16 protein-coding genes and 1 tRNA gene are annotated in these 17,234 nt (G+C 57.4%); 4 read left to right on the forward strand and 13 right to left on the reverse strand.

Annotated elements, in window-relative coordinates; genetic code table 11:
* Positions 1 to 10: 10 nt before the first annotated feature.
* Positions 11 to 1,012, reverse strand: a complete 1,002-nt coding sequence (locus GBK02_RS08690; protein ID WP_256435904.1) for a diguanylate cyclase domain-containing protein — start codon at positions 1,010 to 1,012, stop codon at positions 11 to 13.
* A gap of 127 nt (positions 1,013 to 1,139) precedes the next feature.
* Here GBK02_RS08690 and GBK02_RS08695 point away from each other — a divergent pair, with 127 nt between their 5' ends.
* Complete coding sequence (locus GBK02_RS08695) at positions 1,140 to 1,586, forward strand: cytochrome c (RefSeq protein WP_239002954.1); 447 nt, start codon at positions 1,140 to 1,142, stop codon at positions 1,584 to 1,586.
* Positions 1,587 to 1,658: 72 nt separating this feature from the next.
* On the opposite strand, the gene GBK02_RS08700 is transcribed toward GBK02_RS08695, so the two are convergent.
* A complete protein-coding gene (locus tag GBK02_RS08700) occupies positions 1,659 to 2,471 on the reverse strand; it encodes an inositol monophosphatase family protein (RefSeq protein ID WP_203466290.1) in 813 nt (270 codons plus the stop codon).
* Positions 2,472 to 2,537: 66 nt separating this feature from the next.
* On the opposite strand from GBK02_RS08700, the gene GBK02_RS08705 reads away from it, so the two are divergent.
* On the forward strand, positions 2,538 to 3,299 hold the full coding sequence (locus GBK02_RS08705; RefSeq protein ID WP_203466291.1) for an RNA methyltransferase: 762 nt from the start codon (positions 2,538 to 2,540) through the stop codon (positions 3,297 to 3,299).
* Positions 3,300 to 3,304: 5 nt separating this feature from the next.
* Here the strand turns inward: GBK02_RS08705 and GBK02_RS08710 are convergent, their stop codons facing one another.
* The 6 genes from GBK02_RS08710 to tig all read right to left on the reverse strand — a co-directional run bounded on the left by GBK02_RS08710 (position 3,305) and on the right by tig (position 10,514).
* Positions 3,305 to 4,183, reverse strand: a complete 879-nt coding sequence (locus GBK02_RS08710; protein WP_203466292.1) for an HDOD domain-containing protein — start codon at positions 4,181 to 4,183, stop codon at positions 3,305 to 3,307.
* Between the two features lie 127 nt (positions 4,184 to 4,310).
* Positions 4,311 to 4,583, reverse strand: a complete 273-nt coding sequence (locus GBK02_RS08715; RefSeq protein WP_203466293.1) for an HU family DNA-binding protein — start codon at positions 4,581 to 4,583, stop codon at positions 4,311 to 4,313.
* A 164-nt stretch (positions 4,584 to 4,747) separates the two neighbouring features.
* A complete protein-coding gene (lon, locus tag GBK02_RS08720) occupies positions 4,748 to 7,162 on the reverse strand; it encodes an endopeptidase La (protein ID WP_203466294.1) in 2,415 nt (804 codons plus the stop codon).
* Positions 7,163 to 7,229: 67 nt separating this feature from the next.
* Positions 7,230 to 8,492, reverse strand: a complete 1,263-nt coding sequence (gene clpX / locus GBK02_RS08725) for an ATP-dependent Clp protease ATP-binding subunit ClpX (RefSeq protein WP_203466295.1) — start codon at positions 8,490 to 8,492, stop codon at positions 7,230 to 7,232.
* A gap of 15 nt (positions 8,493 to 8,507) precedes the next feature.
* Positions 8,508 to 9,137: an ATP-dependent Clp endopeptidase proteolytic subunit ClpP gene (clpP, locus tag GBK02_RS08730; RefSeq protein ID WP_203466296.1), complete on the reverse strand. Its 630-nt coding sequence runs from the start codon at positions 9,135 to 9,137 to the stop codon at positions 8,508 to 8,510.
* Between the two features lie 72 nt (positions 9,138 to 9,209).
* Positions 9,210 to 10,514, reverse strand: coding sequence for a trigger factor (gene tig, locus GBK02_RS08735; protein ID WP_203466297.1), 1,305 nt, complete (start codon positions 10,512 to 10,514; stop codon positions 9,210 to 9,212).
* Between the two features lie 165 nt (positions 10,515 to 10,679).
* Between tig and GBK02_RS08740 the strand changes: the two genes are divergently transcribed.
* A tRNA-His gene (locus GBK02_RS08740) sits at positions 10,680 to 10,755 on the forward strand.
* A gap of 76 nt (positions 10,756 to 10,831) precedes the next feature.
* Here GBK02_RS08740 and GBK02_RS08745 read toward each other — a convergent pair.
* Positions 10,832 to 11,479, reverse strand: a complete 648-nt coding sequence (locus GBK02_RS08745) for a hypothetical protein (protein ID WP_203466298.1) — start codon at positions 11,477 to 11,479, stop codon at positions 10,832 to 10,834.
* 168 nt (positions 11,480 to 11,647) lie between these two features.
* On the opposite strand from GBK02_RS08745, the gene GBK02_RS08750 reads away from it, so the two are divergent.
* Positions 11,648 to 13,129, forward strand: a complete 1,482-nt coding sequence (locus GBK02_RS08750) for an aminoacyl-histidine dipeptidase (protein WP_203466299.1) — start codon at positions 11,648 to 11,650, stop codon at positions 13,127 to 13,129.
* Here the strand turns inward: GBK02_RS08750 and GBK02_RS08755 are convergent.
* Genes GBK02_RS08755 through GBK02_RS08770 form a run of 4 tightly spaced genes read right to left on the reverse strand, consistent with a single transcriptional unit; the run spans position 13,126 to position 17,213 of the window.
* Positions 13,126 to 13,995, reverse strand: coding sequence for a spermidine synthase-like protein (locus GBK02_RS08755; protein WP_203466300.1), 870 nt, complete (start codon positions 13,993 to 13,995; stop codon positions 13,126 to 13,128). The genes GBK02_RS08750 and GBK02_RS08755 overlap by 4 nt on opposite strands.
* Positions 13,996 to 14,004: 9 nt before the next feature.
* A complete protein-coding gene (prmB, locus tag GBK02_RS08760) occupies positions 14,005 to 14,904 on the reverse strand; it encodes a 50S ribosomal protein L3 N(5)-glutamine methyltransferase (protein WP_203466301.1) in 900 nt (299 codons plus the stop codon).
* Positions 14,901 to 16,034: a succinyl-diaminopimelate desuccinylase gene (gene dapE, locus GBK02_RS08765; protein WP_203466302.1), complete on the reverse strand. Its 1,134-nt coding sequence runs from the start codon at positions 16,032 to 16,034 to the stop codon at positions 14,901 to 14,903. Before dapE ends, prmB begins: the two co-directional genes overlap by 4 nt.
* Positions 16,035 to 16,043: 9 nt before the next feature.
* On the reverse strand, positions 16,044 to 17,213 hold the full coding sequence (locus tag GBK02_RS08770) for a PilT/PilU family type 4a pilus ATPase (protein ID WP_203466303.1): 1,170 nt from the start codon (positions 17,211 to 17,213) through the stop codon (positions 16,044 to 16,046).
* Positions 17,214 to 17,234: the final 21 nt, after the last annotated feature.

Raw genomic sequence — 17,234 nt, forward strand, 5'->3', positions numbered from 1 at the left:
TCATTTCTGCTTACCGATTCAACGAGTTTGCATGGTGCTTCTGTTTGACCGAGTACATGCGCTGGTCGGCCAGTTCAAGCAGTTCCAGTGCGTCGTTTCCTTCCTTGGGGATATAGGCAGCTCCGATGCTGGCACTCAGGTCGTATTGCTGCCCGTTGAACTCGAAGGGCTCTTTTTTGATCTCGTGATAAAACCGCCCGATCGCCATATCTAGTTTTTCTTCAGACTCCACTGATGTCAATACGACACCAAATTCGTCGCCGCCCAGTCGTGCCACGGTATCGGAGGTGCGGGCGCAGGATTGGATGCGTTTTGCAAATTCGATCAGGACGGCGTCTCCGGATCGGTGGCCGTGCTGGTCATTGATTTTCTTGAGCGAGTTCATGTCAATCATCAGAACACCGGAGGCGTGTCCGTCCCGTCTGCTGCGAGCAATGGCGTTGCGCAGATGATCGATGAACAGGCCGCGATTTGCCAGGCCAGTCATTGAATCGTGCGTGGCCTTGTGAAATAGCTCGTTTTCATCGTACAAGGCAGCAAAGTACATCGATGCGGCAATCAATTCGGCCAACAGTCCGAGCAAGACCACATCCTCTTCGGAAAAACTGTTGCGCTTGGCGGACATTGCTTTCAGGACACCGACTGCTTCGCCACAGTGAATCAGCGGAATCACCAGTAAAGAGCGTAATCCGACCTGTCTGCAGGCATCACGGTTAACTCTGGAGTCGGTTTCTGAATCGTTGCAAATCAGTGGGCTTTGCTTCTCGATACAGAGCCCGGAGATGCTTGCGTTGCGTTTCAGGCGCAAGCCTATCTGCGGGGCAGCAATGCCCGCTGCGGCTTCATAGACCATTTCCTCGCCATCGACCAGCTCAACGGCGGCGCCGTCGACACCGAGCAGTTTGGCCGTTTTATCAACGACCAGCGACATGACTTGTCCGACATCCAGCCCCAATTTCACAATTTCGGTCTGGATTTTAATGATATCAATGAGTTGTTTTTTGGTTGGCATTTCTGGGGCAGATCATTGAGTTGATGCATTCGTAACATAGCACGAGGCTTGGCTTCCTGTGAAAGTGCTATCGGTATCGATCTGTTTTTGGTTGATAATCGCACCCTCTGATCGAATGGGTAGCCTGATGCGCCATAAAAATATTGTGATGTTTGTACTGGCTCTGCTGTTCGTCGCAGCGTGTGGCGAGCCGGAAGATAACCGTCCCGGTAAACCGGTGGCGAGCAGGCGGGCTGCTTTTGCAAAAATGCTGCGTGCTTTCGAACCGATGGGGGTCAAGTTGCGCAAGGGGCAATATGACGTTGCCCAGTTTTCTGCTCATGCCAAGGAGTTGGTCGCAGTGAGGGATCTGCCATGGCAGCATTTCGGCCCCGATACCAATTATCCGCCGAGTCATGCGAAGGGTCGCGTCTGGGCTGAACCGGCATTGTTCGAGACCAAGCGCCAGGCTTTTTTTGAGGCATCGGATCGACTGCTAAAAGCGACCGATGGCGGTGATGTGAAATTGGTGACCCAGGCTTACGAGTCTGTGCACGAAACCTGTCGCGATTGCCACAAGGCATTCAAGGACTGAGTTGCGTGGTGATGGTTGTTGTGCGCAATAAAAAAGCGCCCCGCGGGGCGCTTTTTTCTGGGGAGGTAAAACTCAGCCGCGCACAGAGGCTGGCAGTTTTTCCTGGATCAGATTAAGCAGGGGGGCGAATACTTTCGGCGTGCCAGCAATAAGGTTGCCTGTGTCCAGATAGTTGGCGTCGCCCCGCAGGTCGCTGACCAAACCGCCAGCTTCGGAGATGAGCAGTGCGCCGGCAGCCATGTCCCAGGGAGACAGGCCGAATTCCCAGAAGCCATCGTAGCGGCCGCAGGCGACGTTGGCCAGGTCGAGCGATGCTGCGCCCGGACGGCGCTGGCCGGCTGTTTTTTGGCAAAGATCCTTGAAGATGGCGATGTAGGTGTCGATGTGCTCGAATGAACGGTAGGGGAAACCTGTGCCGATCAGTGCATCCTGGAGCTTGAGCCGCTTCGAAACACGAATCCGGCGCTCATTGAGGAAGGCGCCAGCGCCCTTGCTGGCCGTAAACAGTTCATTGCGGTTCGGATCGAAAACAACGGCTTGTTCAACAGTGTTGCCTTTGGCCAGGGCAATTGAAACCGCGTATTGCGGCAAACCATGGATAAAGTTGGTTGTGCCATCAAGCGGATCGATGATCCACTGGTATTCCGATTCATCGCCGCCCTTGCCGGCAGACTGGCCGGACTCCTCTGCTAGAATGCCGTAGCTCGGATAGGCTTCCTGCAGGATTTCGATGATCGCAGCTTCCGCAGCCTTGTCGACTTCGGTGACGAAATCGTTTGGCTGCTTGGCTGTGACCTTGAGTAAATCCAGGTCATTGGAAGCGCGGTTGATGATCTGGCCGGCGCGACGCGCGGCCTTGACGGCAATATTAAGGGCTGGATGCATGGGCTTAAAGAGCTAACGGGCGGCCAGAGCCACCCGATTTATATTTGAAAGACTGAATTTTACACTATGAACCCCGAACTGCTGCTTTCGCGTATCAGAGTCGTGCTGTGTCGCCCGAGTCACCCTGGCAATATCGGCGCTGCAGCCCGCGCCATGAAAACAATGGGGCTTTCGAATTTGTATCTGGTGGCACCAAAGCAGTTTCCTGATCCAGAGGCCGATACTCGGGCCACTGGCGCGGTCGACGTCCTGCAGGCCGCCAAAATCACCGAAACCCTGAGCGAGGCTCTGGTCGGAACCGTCTTCGCCGTGGCGCTGTCGGCTCGCCAGCGCGATTTGGGGCCGAGTATCGGGGCGCCGCGTGAAACGGTTGCACGTTTGCTGCAGGAGGCTGGTGAGGGCGATGTCGCGCTGGTCTTTGGCAATGAAACGATGGGTCTGACCAACGATGAAATATTTCACTGCCAGGCTGCCGTGACCATTCCGACCAATCCGGATTTCAGTTCGCTGAATCTGGGATCTGCCGTTCAAGTACTTTGTTATGAGTGCCGGATGAGTGCTTTTGCCGAGAAACCACCCGTTGTCGCCCAGGGCGTTACGCCTTTTACCTCGCCGGTTGCAACCAACGATGAGGTCGAGGGGTTTTTCGGCCATCTTGAATCAGTCATGATCACTACGGGTTTCTACAATCCTTTGCAGCCCGGGCGACTGATGCCAAAAATTCGTCGCTTGTTTGGACGAGTCCGTCTTGAAAAGGATGAGGTCAATATTTTGCGGGGTGTGCTGGCTTCGACTCAGGTCAAGACAGGCTACGGGCGCAAGGAGTAAGCGGGTCAGGCTATTCCCGAGCGCATTTCAGCCGCCAGGGCATCAATTTCCGGCTGAAGGTGGCCGTATGTCTCACGCAGGAGGATGAGTTCCGGGCTGTCCTCTGCCTGCTCCTGCATCAACCATTCAAAGTGGCCACCAGCCAGCATATTGGCAACGTAGAGTACGTCAGTCAGTGTGCGGATGGGGCAGGGGAGAGGGCGAACCTGGTCGTGGTCTTCTGTCGCCAGGACAATTTCCTGTGGAATGCCCAGGGCATTGAGTAGCGATACGCCAATGCTTTCATGCCACTGGATGATCAGGTATTTGACACTTTCCGGGCGGTGACGCAATTCTTCATATTGAGTTGCCCGGTACAGCATGTAAAACGCACCCAGGTCATGTATCAGGCCTGCCAGCATGGCCTCGTCAGGATTCAGTTTTGTCGTGTGGCGGGCAATGATGCGAGCCGCCGCCGCAGTCTGAATCGAGTGATCCCAGAGCAGGCGAGTGATTTCCGTGAACTCGGCCATCCCCTTGGCTCGTAACAACTGGTGCATGACGATCGACATGGCCGCTGTTCTGACTGTGTTTATGCCAAGTCGCGCAATGGCTGACTTGATGTCAAATACTTCCCGACCTTCCGGATTCAGTGCCACCGAGTTGGCCAGATGCAGAAGTTTGGCGCTGATCAGTGGTTCCAGGGAGACAACGGCTGCGATGCTGCCAATCGTTTGATTGGGGTCTTGCAGGACCTTGCGCAAACGGAGCACAGCATCAAAGTGTGTTGGAAAAATGACTTCCCCACCCAGTTCGGCGGCAATATCTTCAAGCATCTGGAAGCGCTGTGCTTTCAGTGCTGCACCCGTCTTATCTTGATCTTCGCAGTTTGAGATATTTAGCATATTGCTATTGTCTCAACAAAAACCCCGCTGCGGGAGCGGGGTTGATGTTATTTCTGGTGTGCCATACATGCCGGCATTACCCGTAAGGGCTGCGCACTAGTGTATGAGCGTCACGTTATCAACAATATTAGTTGATGGCGTCTTTCAGACCCTTGCCAGCGCGGAATTTCGGCGACTTGGCGGCCTTGATTTCAAGGGTCTTGCCGGTGCGCGGGTTGCGACCGGTGCGGGCGGCGCGTTCGCCGACGTAGAACGTACCGAAGCCAATCAGGCTGACGGTGTCGCCGGCCTTCAGGGCAGCCTTGACGGCTTCGACGGTAGCGTCGAGCGCGCGGCCGGCAGCAGCCTTGGAAATGTCAGCGGATGCAGCGATTTGATCGATCAGTTCAGTCTTGTTCATTTAGGTCCCCTAGGTGGATGAATTTAAACAGCAGAATTTTAGTGAGGACGGATTTATATCTCTGGCGAAATCCTTGTGTCAAGCGGATTTTCGCCGGATTTCCGGCTCGGTATGTAGGCTGGTAGCATGCTGTCGCCATTGTGACAGCATGCATTCCTTGTAAATCAATGAGTAAGGAGAGCCTTTGCTGCGGCGGGCTCGCTTGCGGCCTTTACCGCGGCATCTTCGGCCGACGGCTCAGGGAGTGCGTCCGGCATCCGTTCCAGCGCCCGTTCAAGGACCTGATCGATCCATTTGACGGGAATGATTTCGATCTTGTTCTTGATGTTTTCAGGCATTTCGGTGAGATCTTTGGCGTTCTCTTCCGGAATCAGGGCAATTTTGACGCCGCCACGAATCGCTGCAAGAAGCTTTTCTTTCAAGCCGCCAATGGCCAGTACTTCGCCACGCAAGGTGATTTCACCCGTCATGCAAACATCGCAGCGGACCGGAATGCCAGTATAAGAAGAGACCAGCGCCGTAGTCATTGCAATGCCGGCTGAAGGGCCATCCTTCGGGGTGGCGCCTTCGGGAACGTGAATATGGATATCCGTCTTTTCGAAGGTTTCATCCTTGATACCCAGACGACGGGCGCGGGCACGAACGACGGAGCGGGCTGCTTCTACCGATTCCTTCATCACGTCGCCGAGTGAACCGGTACGCAGGATATTGCCCTTGCCGGGCATGTTGGCGCATTCGATGGTGAGCAGCTCGCCGCCAACCTCAGTCCAGGCCAGGCCGGTAACCTGACCCACCTGGTTTTCCTTCTCGGCCATGCCGAAGGAGTAGCGATGCACCCCGAGGAATTTGTCGAGATTCTTTGCGTTCACGATCATCTTGCTATCCCGCTTCTTGAGCAGCAAGGTCTTGACCACTTTGCGGCAGATCTTCGAGATTTCACGCTCAAGGGCCCGCACGCCGGCTTCGCGGGTGTAGTAGCGGACGATATCGCGGACAGCCGTGTCTGCCACGGTCAACTCGGAAACCTTCACACCATTGTTCTTCATCTGCTTGGGTAGCAGATAGCGCATGGCGATATTGACCTTTTCGTCTTCCGTGTAGCCGGAGAGGCGAATGACTTCCATCCGGTCGAGCAACGGAGCCGGAATGTTCATCGTATTGGCGGTTGCCACGAACATGACGTCGGAGAGGTCGAAATCGACCTCGACATAATGATCCTGGAAGGTGTTGTTCTGTTCCGGATCGAGCACTTCGAGCAGGGCGGAAGAGGGGTCGCCACGGAAATCCTGGCCGAGCTTGTCCACTTCGTCGAGCAGGAAGAGCGGATTGCGTACGCCAACCTTGGTCAGGCTTTGCAGGATCTTGCCCGGCATCGAACCAATATAGGTACGACGGTGGCCGCGAATCTCGGCCTCATCACGCACGCCACCGAGCGCCATGCGAACGAACTTACGGTTCGTTGCCTTGGCAATCGACTGGCCCAGCGAGGTCTTGCCGACGCCGGGAGGCCCGACGAGGCAGAGGATCGGCGCTTTGACCTTGTCGACGCGCTGTTGCACTGCGAGGTATTCGAGAATGCGTTCCTTGACCTTGTCCAGACCAAAATGGTCGGCATCAAGCACCTTCTCGGCTTCGCGCAGGTCCTTGCTGATGCGCGTTTTCTTGCGCCACGGCAAGCCGATCAGGGTTTCGATGAAGTTGCGGACAACGGTAGCTTCGGCTGACATCGGCGACATCAGACGCAGCTTCTTCAGCTCGCCCTGTGCCTTGGCCAGACCTTCCTTGCTCATGCCGGCGGCCTTGATTTTTTTGTCCAGTTCTTCGAGGTCGGCACCTTCTTCGCCTTCGCCGAGTTCCTTCTGGATGGCCTTGACCTGTTCGTTCAGGTAGTACTCGCGCTGGCTCTTCTCCATCTGGCGCTTGACGCGGCCACGGATACGCTTTTCAACCTGCAGGATGTCGATTTCGGATTCGAGTTGTGACAGCAGGCGGTCGATGCGTTCGCGGATGCTGTCCATTTCCAGTACTTCCTGCTTCTGCTCAAGCTTGAGCGGCAGGTGGGCGGCAATGGTGTCAGCCAGGCGGCCGGCGTCCTCGATCCCGGCGATGGAGGAGAGAACCTCCGGCGGAATTTTCTTGTTCAGTTTGACGAACTGATCAAACTGGGCGACCACGGCGCGGCGCATCGCCTCGATTTCGTGATCTTCGACGCCCGGTTGCGGCAACGGCTGGGCGGTGGCGATGAAGACCGAAGATTGCACTTCGATGGCTTCGACGCGGGCGCGCTGAGTGCCTTCGACCAGCACCTTGACAGTGCCGTCCGGCAGTTTGAGCATCTGCAGAATATTGGCCAGGCAGCCGATGCGGTACAGGTCTTCGGGTTCAGGTTCATCCTTGGCGGCTGATTTCTGGGCTACCAGCAGGATGTTCTTGCCGCTTTCCATGGCCATTTCGAGGGCCTTGATCGACTTGGGGCGGCCGACGAAAAGGGGGATGACCATATGCGGAAAGACGACGACATCGCGCAATGGCAGCAGCGGCAGTTCGACGGTTTCCGGGAGCGAGTTGGGGTTCGACATTACGATGCCTTTGAAATAGGTATGTGCCCCCTACGTGGGGGCGGGAAACCGCAATTCAAGTCCCGGCTCAGTTAGAGCCGGAAACCTTTGGCTGATCGGCGTAAATGAGCAGCGGCGGGGTGTCGCCGGAGATCATGTTCTCATCGATGACGACCTTTTCGACATTCTCCATGCCGGGAAGTTCGTACATGGTATCAAGCAGGGCATGTTCGATGATCGAACGCAGGCCGCGTGCGCCAGTCTTTCTTTGCAGCGCCTTCTTGGCGATGGCAGAAAGGGCGCCCGGGCGAATTTCGAGTTCCACGTCTTCCATGCCGAACAGCTTCTGGTATTGCTTGACCAGTGCGTTCTTGGGTTCGGTGAGAATCTGGATCAGTGCCGGCTCTTCAAGTTCCTGCAGCGTGGCGACGACGGGCAGGCGGCCGATCAGTTCGGGGATGAGACCGAACTTGATCAAGTCTTCCGGTTCGGCATCAAGCAAAACCTGGCCGACAGCCTTCTTGTCGTCCTTGCTTTTCACTTCGGCACCAAAACCGATGCCGCCGCGTTCCGAGCGGTTGAGAATGATTTTTTCGAGGCCGGCAAATGCGCCACCACAAATGAACAGGATGTTGGTCGTGTCGACCTGGACAAAATCCTGGTTCGGATGCTTGCGACCACCTTGTGGCGGAATCGAGGCAACGGTGCCTTCAATCAGCTTGAGCAGTGCCTGCTGAACACCTTCGCCCGAAACGTCGCGGGTGATCGAGGGGTTGTCGGACTTGCGGGAAATCTTGTCGATTTCGTCGATGTACACGATGCCTTGCTGTGCTTTTTCGATGTCGTAATCGCACTTTTGCAGCAGCTTCTGGATAATGTTTTCGACGTCTTCGCCAACGTAGCCCGCTTCGGTCAGTGTGGTGGCATCGGCCATCACGAAAGGAACGTTGAGCAGGCGAGCGAGTGTCTGGGCGAGCAGTGTCTTGCCGGAACCGGTCGGGCCGACAAGCAGAATGTTGCTCTTCGAGAGTTCGACTTCGCCGGCATGGGCTGCCGTGTGGCGAAGGCGTTTGTAATGGTTGTATACAGCCACGGCAAGAATGCGCTTGGCAACTTCCTGGCCAATTACATACTGGTCGAGAATCGAGCAGATTTCACGCGGCGTCGGCAGGTCTGAACGACCTGCCTTGGCGGCTTCTTCGGGCAACTCGTCACGGATGATATCGTTGCAGAGTGCAATGCACTCGTCACAGATGAACACCGACGGGCCGGCGATGAGCTTTTTGACTTCGTGCTGGCTTTTGCCGCAGAAGGAGCAGTAGAGCAGTTTTTCCTGGCCGCCTTTAGACATCTGAACCTCTAATCATTAAGCCGCTTCGCGGCGGGTCAAAACTTTGTCGATCAATCCATATTCTGCAGCGTCTTCGGCAGAAAGGAAATTGTCGCGGTCGGTATCCTTTTCGATCCGTTCGAGCGGTTGACCGCTGTGTTCGGCCATGATCCGGTTCAAACGGTCGCGGATGGAAAGAATTTCCTTGGCGTGGATGGCAATGTCCGAGGCCTGGCCCTGGAAGCCACCGAGTGGCTGATGGATCATCACGCGTGAGTTGGGGAGCGCAAAGCGCTTGCCCTTGGCGCCGGCGTTGAGCAGGAAGGCACCCATCGAACATGCCTGGCCGATGCACAGGGTCGAGACGTCCGGCTTGATGAACTGCATGGTGTCGTAGATCGACATGCCGGCAGTGACCGATCCGCCCGGTGAGTTGATGTAGAAATAAATGTCCTTGTCCGGATTTTCCGCTTCAAGGAACAGCAATTGGGCGACAACCAGATTGGCGCTGGCGTCGTTGACCGGACCAACCAGGAAAATCACGCGCTCCTTCAGCAGGCGCGAATAGATGTCGTACGCACGTTCGCCGCGTCCGCTCTGTTCAACCACCATCGGGACGAGGCCGAGTGCCTGCGGATCCCAGTTGCTTGCGTTGTCGATATTCATGTCAGCCCTTGTTCGTTGCTTTGTTGCGTTGTGCATGGGAGATGCCTGCCGCCGGAGCGGCAGGCAGTCAGATTACTGCTTCTGACCCATCAGTTCATCAAAAACGGCAGCCTTGTCGGTAACCTTGGCTTTTTCCAGAACCCAGGCGACAACGTTGTTTTCGATGGCTACGCCTTCAACATCGCCGAGGCGCTGCGGTTGGGCGTAGTACCAGCGGATGACTTCTTCCGGATGCTCGTAGCTCTGGGCGGTTTCTTCGACCATGGCGCGAACCTGTTCCGGGGTGGCCTGCAGCTTTTCGGACTTGACCACTTCAGCCAGGATCAGGCCGAGCGTGACGCGGCGCTTGGCCTGGTCAGCAAACCATTCCGGCTGGATCGGGAAATCCTTGTTCTTCATGCCGCGTTGTTCCATGTCCTGGCGGGCTGCTTGCATCAGGCGCTGGATTTCCATGTCGACCAGGGAGGTCGGTACGGTGATCGGGTTGGCCGTGAGCAGGGCTTCCATGACCTGATCCTTGGTCTTGGCTTCGATGCGGCGCTTCACTTCACGCTTCAGGTTGGCTTCGATTTCAGCCTTCATCTTGGCCACATCGCCGTCGGCAATGCCCATGCCGGTTGCGAACTCGGCATCGAGTTCCGGCAGCGTCGGCGCCTGAACCTGCTTGACAGTGATTTCGAACTGAACGGTCTGGCCGGCCAGGTCCTTGGCAAAATAATCTTCCGGGAAAGCCAGATCGAACGTCTTGGTTTCGCCAACCTTGGTGCCTTCAACGGCGTTCTCGAAGTCCGGCAGCATCTGGCCCTGGCCCAGAACGAACGGATAGTCGGTTGCCTGGCCGCCCTGGAACGGCTCACCGTCCTTCTTGCCGAGGAAATCGATCACGACGCGGTCTTCCTTGGCGGCGGCGCGGTCGGCATCAACGTAGGTGACGCGCTGCTTGCGCAGGATGTCCAGCGTCTGCTCGATTTCGGTGGCGCCGACTTCGAGAACCGGACGTTCGATTTCCGCGGTCGACAGGTCGCCCGGGGTGAATTCCGGATAAACCTCGAAAATGGCGGTGAATTCGAGAGCGGTGGTGCTTTCGGTAGCCTTCGGCTCGATGCGCGGGTAACCGGCAACGCGCATTTTCTGGGCGGTTACGGTTTCACCGAAAACGCGATCCAGGTGCTCGGAAAGAATTTCGTGGCGAGCCTGGTCGCCGTACTGCTGCTTGGCGATGCTGAACGGCACCTTGCCCGGACGGAAGCCGGGAACCTTCATGTTCTTGCTCATGCGCTTGATGCGCTGTTCCATTTCCTTCTCGACATCGGCAATGGCGATGGAGAGGTCGACGCGGCGTTCGAGTTCGTTAGCTTGTGCAGTGGTTGCTTCCATGAGAATTCCTTGTGACTACAGAGCCGAAAAATAAAGCTGTCAATTCTATCACGGTGGATCAAAGTGCGATCAGGCGCATGCAGATTGAGGCTGATAGAAGAATATTCGAAATAAGGTGTAGACAGGATCGCCAATCCTTCGTAAAATGCGCGCCTTCCTGCAGCGGCGGCTGTAGCTCAGTTGGTAGAGTCCCGGATTGTGATTCCGGTTGTCGTGGGTTCGAGCCCCATCAGTCGCCCCAAGAATTCAAATGGCCCTCAGCAATGAGGGCCATTTTCATTTCTGCCTCCGGTTTGGCAGCCTTGGGCTGCGGTTCGCTAGTGGCTGGCGGTCACACAGCCGGTATAGCCGGAGCAGGTCAGTGCTAGATTTTTGCCATCGACGCACTGGAACGTCAGTCTTTCAGAAGCGGTGTTGTAGTTGTCGACCTTCGGGGACGCCAATGGGAGGCATCCTGCGGCCTTTGCTGCTTGCCTGGCGGTGTAGTCATGGCGGGAAACCGGGTACGTTTTGGCTTGCTGTTCGGCTTCGTATATCCGGTTGGCAAGCTCAACGTTGTTACTGACCGGATCAAGCGTGATATCCAGTCGATCTTTGTCGAAGGTGTAAAAAGCACCTGACAGCGGGTCGACGATCAATCCCCCGATGATGCCGATGTATGGTGTCAAAGTCAGCAGATACCAGGGATTGAAGGCGGGGAGGATGTCGACCGACTTGGCTTTGTACCCCGGCTGAGAAACCTTGACCTGATAGCCGGCTGCCCGCCAATATCCCGTACCTCTTGGCAAATCAGCGGTGAGTTCAGTGACGCCTGATGCTGCAGGCCGGCCATTATTGTCAAGAACTGCGATTTTCGCCCCTTCCGGTGCCTTGATCTGGACTGTCTGTGTAGAGCCTGAAATTACAGTCGCGCAGCCTGTTGTGAACATGGTAATAGCTGTTGCAGTAAGCAAAGCCCGTTTCATTGTTTTGCTCCCTTATTCATTTGTCGTCGGAGGTTAGTTGATTTTCATATCCCCTGCAATGCACCGTTTTCTGTTTATTGGGTGCAGCAGGTCAGCGTTGCCGCCGTTTTTTTCCTGATTTCCCCGAACGTCCAAAAACGCCAGGGAGTTTTTTCTTTGGAGTACTGCATGTCCCCGTTTAGCCCTGCTGCCGTGTTTTCCGGCTTGCAACCGATTGCTGTCTGGTCCCACTTTGCCACCTTGTGTGCCATTCCCCGGGCCTCCAAGCATGAAGCCGTGTTGCGCGAGTATCTTCAGCAGTGGGCGAATAGCCTTGGACTGGTTGCCACGGTCGACGAGGCTGGCAACCTGATTATCCGCAAAGCGGCCAGTGCAGGATGTGAAGCGGTACCTGGCGTGGTCTTGCAGGCCCATCTTGATATGGTTTGCCAGAACAATGCGGACAAGCCGCACGATTTCTCCCGTGATCCGATTCTTCCCGTCATTCGTGACGGCTGGTTGCAGGCGGAGGGGACAACCCTGGGGGCCGACAATGGGATCGGCGTGGCGCTCATTCTTGGCGTTCTGGCGGCTGATGATCTGGTGCATGGCCCGATCGAGGCTTTGTTGACGGTCGATGAAGAAGCCGGCATGGGCGGTGCCCGGGGTTTGGCGAGCGAATTGTTACAGGGCAGCCTGATGCTCAATCTTGATACCGAGGTGTGGGGCGAGTTTTATCTGGGGTGTGCCGGTGGCCTGGATGTCAATGTCGAACGGCGTGCCATGGCCGAAGCTTTGCCTGCAGGATACGAGCCTTGCCGGATTGATTTGCGGGGCCTGCGCGGTGGGCATTCCGGGGTCAATATCCATGAAGAACGCGGTAATGCGATCAAGTTGCTGGTTCGCGTATTGTGCGAACTCGCCGGCAAGATTCCTTTCCGTCTGGCTGGCTTGCAGGGCGGTAATGCGCGCAATGCCTTGCCGCGAGAGGCGTTTGCACTGATCGCCGTGCCGCGGGAGGCGCAGATGGCCCTGGATGGCATCCTGGATCGCCTGCAAGAGGTTCTGGGGGAAGAACTGGCGGGGGTTGAAGCGGGCTTGTCGCTGACCCGTCAGGCAGCTCGTTTCGATGTCGTGATGCCTGTGGCCGAGCAGGCTGTCTGGCTGGGTTCGCTGCACGCGGCGCCGCATGGTGTACGCAGGATGAGCCAGCAGGTGCCGGGAGTGGTCGAAACGTCGAACAATCTGGGGATGGTGGCGCTGAGTGCCGAGGGCGGCGAGTGCAATTTCATGGTTCGTTCGCTGGTCGACACGGCCAGCCTGGCCTTGGCCGACGAAATTGCCAGTTTGTTTGCGTTGACCGCGACATCGACCGAAAAAAGCGGTTATTACCCCGGCTGGACGCCGAATCCGGCATCGCCGCTGCTGGCTGTCTGCCAGGCAGTTTATCGTCGCGAGTACAAGGCAGAATCAAGTGTTCAGGTGATTCACGCCGGACTGGAATGCGGCATTATCGGCGCCAAGTATCCGGGGCTGGATATCGTTTCCTTCGGCCCGACTATCCGTGGAGCGCATGCACCGGGTGAGGCGGTCGAGATTGAATCCGTCGGCCGTTGCTGGCATTTGCTGCAGGCGATTTTGAGCGAACTGGCGACGCAGCCTTCTGTCTAGCGACCGCGAATAGCTTCCCGGCGTGCCAGACCGAGTTTGGTCGAGCGCTCCATTTTCTGGACGAAGGCGGGGAAGTCGAGGCCGAACTTGGCGCGCAGTTCCTTGGCGTAATTGTGCAGCCAGCGCCAGCGCGGCTCGAAGCAGTATTCCTTGAAGGCGTAGAGCATGTGGTTGCCATCTTCCGGCACCGAAATGACGATCACCTGATCATCGAAAACATGCATTGCCTCGCCGATCAAGCCGGCATAGGTTTCTTTTTCGCCCGCCAGATTGATCACCAGAATGCCGTTGCCGGCGAGTTTTTCGTAGGCATTTTCGAAAAACTGACGATTGGCCAGGCTGGGCGCGAAACCAGTCTTGTCGAAGGCATCGACCAGCAATACATCGATGCCTTTTTCCGTCGTTTCAATGAATTCAGCGCCATCGGTTTCAAGAATCTGCAGCCGGGCGTCGTCCGGCGGGACCGAAAAGGCGTCGCGCAGTGCGATCACGTCAGGGTTCAGTTCGACGGCCGTCAGTTGCGTGCCCGGCATGCGGTGGTAGCAGAATTTGATCAGCGAACCACCGCCCAGACCGATCAGCACGATGCGCTTCGGGCGTGGGTGGAAAAGCAGAAATGCCATCATTTTCTGGGTGTACCGCAACGCCAGGTCGTTCGGCGCCTTGAGCGACATTTCACTCTGCATCAGGCGGACGTTGAAGTACAGGAAACGCGACTTGCCGTTATCGACAACGAAGGGCTTGGGATAGCTTTCGTCGAGCAACTGGGCGCGCAACTCGCCGGCGCGCGCCCAGTTGGGTTCCAGCATCAGTACCGTGCCCGTTTCGATTTCGAACGGGCTGGGCATTTCATAGAGCTTGCTCAAGCCGGCCGCTTAGTTCGGCAGGTCTTCGGCACGCAGCAGGAAGACGTATTCGTCGCCGGCCTCGGTATCGAGCCAGATGAAGGGCAGGTTCGGGTAGGCGGCTTCGAGGGCGTCGCGGTTGTGGCCGATTTCGACGACCAGAATGCCGTCCGGCGTCAGGTGCTTTTTCGCTTCGCGCAGGATGATGTGCGTGAAATCGAGGCCATCCTCGCCTGAGCCGAGTGCCATTTCCGGCTCGTGCAGGTATTCCGGCGGCAGCGCATCGACCGATTCGGCATTGACGTAGGGCGGGTTGGAAACGATCAGGTCGTAACGCTTGCCGGCCAGTTGGCTGAAGGCGTCGGAGTGGATCAGATTGAGCCGGCTCTGCAACTGGTAGTCGGCGACATTACGTTCAGCCACGGAAAGGGCATCTTCCGACAGGTCGACCGCGTCAACCTCGGCTTCCGGGAAAGCGAGGGCGGTCAGGATCGCCAGGCAGCCGGAGCCGGTGCACAGGTCGAGGGCAGACTGGATGGCCCACGGATCTTCGATCCATGGCGTCAGTTGTTCGAGCAGCAGTTCGGCGATGAAGGAGCGCGGCACGATGACGCGGTCGTCAACGTAGAAACGGTGCTCGCCAAGCCAGGCTTCGTTGGTCAGGTAGGCAGCCGGCAAGCGGTCTTCGCAGCGGCGGCGATAAATGTCGAGCAGGGCATCGCGTTCGCTGCTCAGCAGGCGCGCATCGAGAAAAGGTTCAAGGCGGTCGAGCGGCAGGTTGAGTGTGTGCAGCGTCAGATAGGCCGCTTCGTCCCAGGCGTTGTCGCTGCCGTGGCCGAAGAACAGGCCGGCGCCATTAAAGCGGCTGACCGCGTAGCGGATGTAGTCGCGAACGGTGATGAGTTCGCTGCGGGCGGCGGGATCGGTCATTGGGCGAGAATCTGTTCGAGGATGTGGGTGTAGATGGCGGACAGTTGCGGCAGGGCACGGATGTCGACCGATTCGTCGATCTTGTGGCTGGTCGCGTTGACCGGGCCGATTTCAAGCAACTGGGCGCAGATTTCGGCGATGAAACGACCGTCAGAGGTGCCGCCGGTGGTCGAGAGCTCAGTCTCGATGCCGCAGGTCTGGCGAATTGCAGCGATGGCTGCCTCGGCCAGCGGGCCACGGCCGGTCAGGAAGGGGCGGGCGCCGAGCGTCCAGTCGATGTCGTATTCCAGGCCGTGTTTGTCGAGAATCCCGGTCAGGCGCTGTTGCAGGCCTTCAACCGTGCTCGCTGTGGCGAAGCGAAAATTGAACTTGATCTCGACGCTGCCCGGCACGACGTTGGTGGCACCGGTACCGCCGTGAATATTCGAAATTTGCCAGGTGGTCGGCGGGAAATATTCGTTGCCCTGGTCCCACTCGGTTGCGGCCAGTTCGGCGATAGCCGGGGCGGCGTGGTGGATCGGGTTCTTGCCGAGGTGTGGGTAGGCGATGTGGCACTGAATGCCCTTGACCGTCAGCTTGCCCGAGAGCGAGCCGCGCCGGCCGTTCTTGATCATGTCGCCGAGCGTGTCGACTGAAGTCGGTTCGCCGATGATGCAGTAATCGAGCGTTTCGCCGCGAGCCTTGAGGGCTTCGATGACGGCGATGGTGCCGTCGTTGGCGTCGCCTTCCTCATCGGAGGTGAGCAGGAAGGCGATTGAGCCGGGGTGATCCGGGTGGGCCGCGACAAAGGCCTCTGTCGCGGTCAACATCGCGGCCAGGGCTGATTTCATGTCGGCTGCGCCACGGCCGTAGAGCATGCCGTCGCGGATTTCCGGAGCGAACGGCGGCGAGGTCCATTTTTCCAGCGGGCCGGTCGGCACGACATCGGTGTGGCCGGCGAAGACGAAGAGCGGTTTGCTCGTGCCGCGTCGCGCCCACAGATTGGTCACGCCGTTGCGGTTGATGTATTCGATGACAAAACCGAGCGGCTTCAGGCGCGCTTCGATGATGGTCATGCAGCCGGCGTCGTCCGGGGTAACGGACGGGCAGGCCATGATCTGCTTGAGCAGTTCAAGGGTGGAGTCGGACATCGGGTCTTTTTAGTCGGAGTCGGAAAGGCTGAGCGCAAAATCCTTGAAGGAAGCGCCGCTCGGCGTCGTGCTGTCGAATTCCAGCGTGGTGTCGATCGTCTGGTCGATGGTGGTCGAAGTGATCTCGGAATTGTTGATCAGCCACGACAGATTGGTCGGCGAATCGGCATTGGCCAAAGCTTCGTCGAGGGTGATGACGCCTTCGTGGTAAAGGCGGAACAAATCCTGCTCGAAGGTCTGCGATCCCGGCGCCAGCGTTTGCTCCATGGCGTCCTTGATGCCCTGGACTTCGCCGCGCTCGATCAGTTCGCTGATGTGGCGGGTGTTGAGCATCACCTCGGCGCTCGGTACGCGCTGGCCATCCGGTTTCTTGACCAGGCGCTGCGAAACGATGGCGCGCAGTGCGACCGAGAGATCGAGAAAAAGCGCCGGACGATTTTCAGCCGGGAAGAAGCTGATGATCCGGTTGAGCGCGTGGTAGCTGTTGTTGGCGTGCAGCGTGGCGAGGCAGAGGTGGCCGGTTTGCGCATAGGAAATGGCCGCCTGCATGGTGTCCTTGTCGCGGATTTCGCCGATCAGGATGCAGTCCGGTGCCTGGCGCATGGCGTTTTTCAGTGCCGTGTGCCAATCCATCGTATCCATGCCGATTTCACGCTGGTTGACGATCGATTTCTTGTGTTTGAACAGGTATTCGATCGGATCTTCAACGGTCAGGATATGGCCGTTGCGGTTGGCGTTGCGGTAATCGAGCATCGAGGCGATGGTCGTCGATTTGCCCGAACCGGTTGCGCCGACGATCAGGATCAGGCCGCGCTTTTCCATGATCAGTTCGGTCAGCACGCCGGGCATGCCGAGCGAAGCCAGTTCAGGAATGTTGCCGAGAATGAAGCGGACAACAATGCTGACTGAGCCGCGCTGGCGGAACACATTGACCCGGAAATTGCCAACCTGGGGAACGCCGAAGGAGAGATTCATCTCCATCGTTGCCTCGAAGGTCTTGATCTGATCCTGCGACATCAACTCGTAGGCGATCTTCTCAATCATGTCAGGCAGCATCACCTGTTGATTGATCGGCATCGTATTGCCTTGAATCTTGATGTGGATCGGCGTGCCGGCGGATATGAAAATATCCGACGCCTGCTTTTCCGACATCAGCTGAAACAGCTTGTCGAGAATCATCTCTGGACCTCCGAAGGCCTG

Origin of the sequence: Dechloromonas sp. TW-R-39-2, assembly GCF_016864195.1 — a bacterium.
Classification (GTDB): domain Bacteria; phylum Pseudomonadota; class Gammaproteobacteria; order Burkholderiales; family Rhodocyclaceae; genus Azonexus.

What these genes read in the sequence shown, in the direction of transcription:
- GBK02_RS08715 (WP_203466293.1), bottom strand. Translation starts at nt 4,583, where the DNA reads ATGAACAAGACTGAACTGATCGATCAAATCGCTGCATCCGCTGACATT.
- GBK02_RS08700 (WP_203466290.1), bottom strand. Translation starts at nt 2,471, where the DNA reads ATGCATCCAGCCCTTAATATTGCCGTCAAGGCCGCGCGTCGCGCCGGC.
- dapE (WP_203466302.1), bottom strand. Translation starts at nt 16,034, where the DNA reads ATGTCCGACTCCACCCTTGAACTGCTCAAGCAGATCATGGCCTGCCCG.
- GBK02_RS08710 (WP_203466292.1), bottom strand. Translation starts at nt 4,183, where the DNA reads ATGCTAAATATCTCAAACTGCGAAGATCAAGATAAGACGGGTGCAGCA.
- GBK02_RS08695 (WP_239002954.1), top strand. Translation starts at nt 1,140, where the DNA reads ATGCGCCATAAAAATATTGTGATGTTTGTACTGGCTCTGCTGTTCGTC.
- GBK02_RS08770 (WP_203466303.1), bottom strand. Translation starts at nt 17,213, where the DNA reads ATGATTCTCGACAAGCTGTTTCAGCTGATGTCGGAAAAGCAGGCGTCG.
- GBK02_RS08705 (WP_203466291.1), top strand. Translation starts at nt 2,538, where the DNA reads ATGAACCCCGAACTGCTGCTTTCGCGTATCAGAGTCGTGCTGTGTCGC.
- clpX (WP_203466295.1), bottom strand. Translation starts at nt 8,492, where the DNA reads ATGTCTAAAGGCGGCCAGGAAAAACTGCTCTACTGCTCCTTCTGCGGC.
- GBK02_RS08750 (WP_203466299.1), top strand. Translation starts at nt 11,648, where the DNA reads ATGTCCCCGTTTAGCCCTGCTGCCGTGTTTTCCGGCTTGCAACCGATT.
- GBK02_RS08745 (WP_203466298.1), bottom strand. Translation starts at nt 11,479, where the DNA reads ATGAAACGGGCTTTGCTTACTGCAACAGCTATTACCATGTTCACAACA.
- prmB (WP_203466301.1), bottom strand. Translation starts at nt 14,904, where the DNA reads ATGACCGATCCCGCCGCCCGCAGCGAACTCATCACCGTTCGCGACTAC.
- clpP (WP_203466296.1), bottom strand. Translation starts at nt 9,137, where the DNA reads ATGAATATCGACAACGCAAGCAACTGGGATCCGCAGGCACTCGGCCTC.
- tig (WP_203466297.1), bottom strand. Translation starts at nt 10,514, where the DNA reads ATGGAAGCAACCACTGCACAAGCTAACGAACTCGAACGCCGCGTCGAC.
- GBK02_RS08690 (WP_256435904.1), bottom strand. Translation starts at nt 1,012, where the DNA reads ATGCCAACCAAAAAACAACTCATTGATATCATTAAAATCCAGACCGAA.
- lon (WP_203466294.1), bottom strand. Translation starts at nt 7,162, where the DNA reads ATGTCGAACCCCAACTCGCTCCCGGAAACCGTCGAACTGCCGCTGCTG.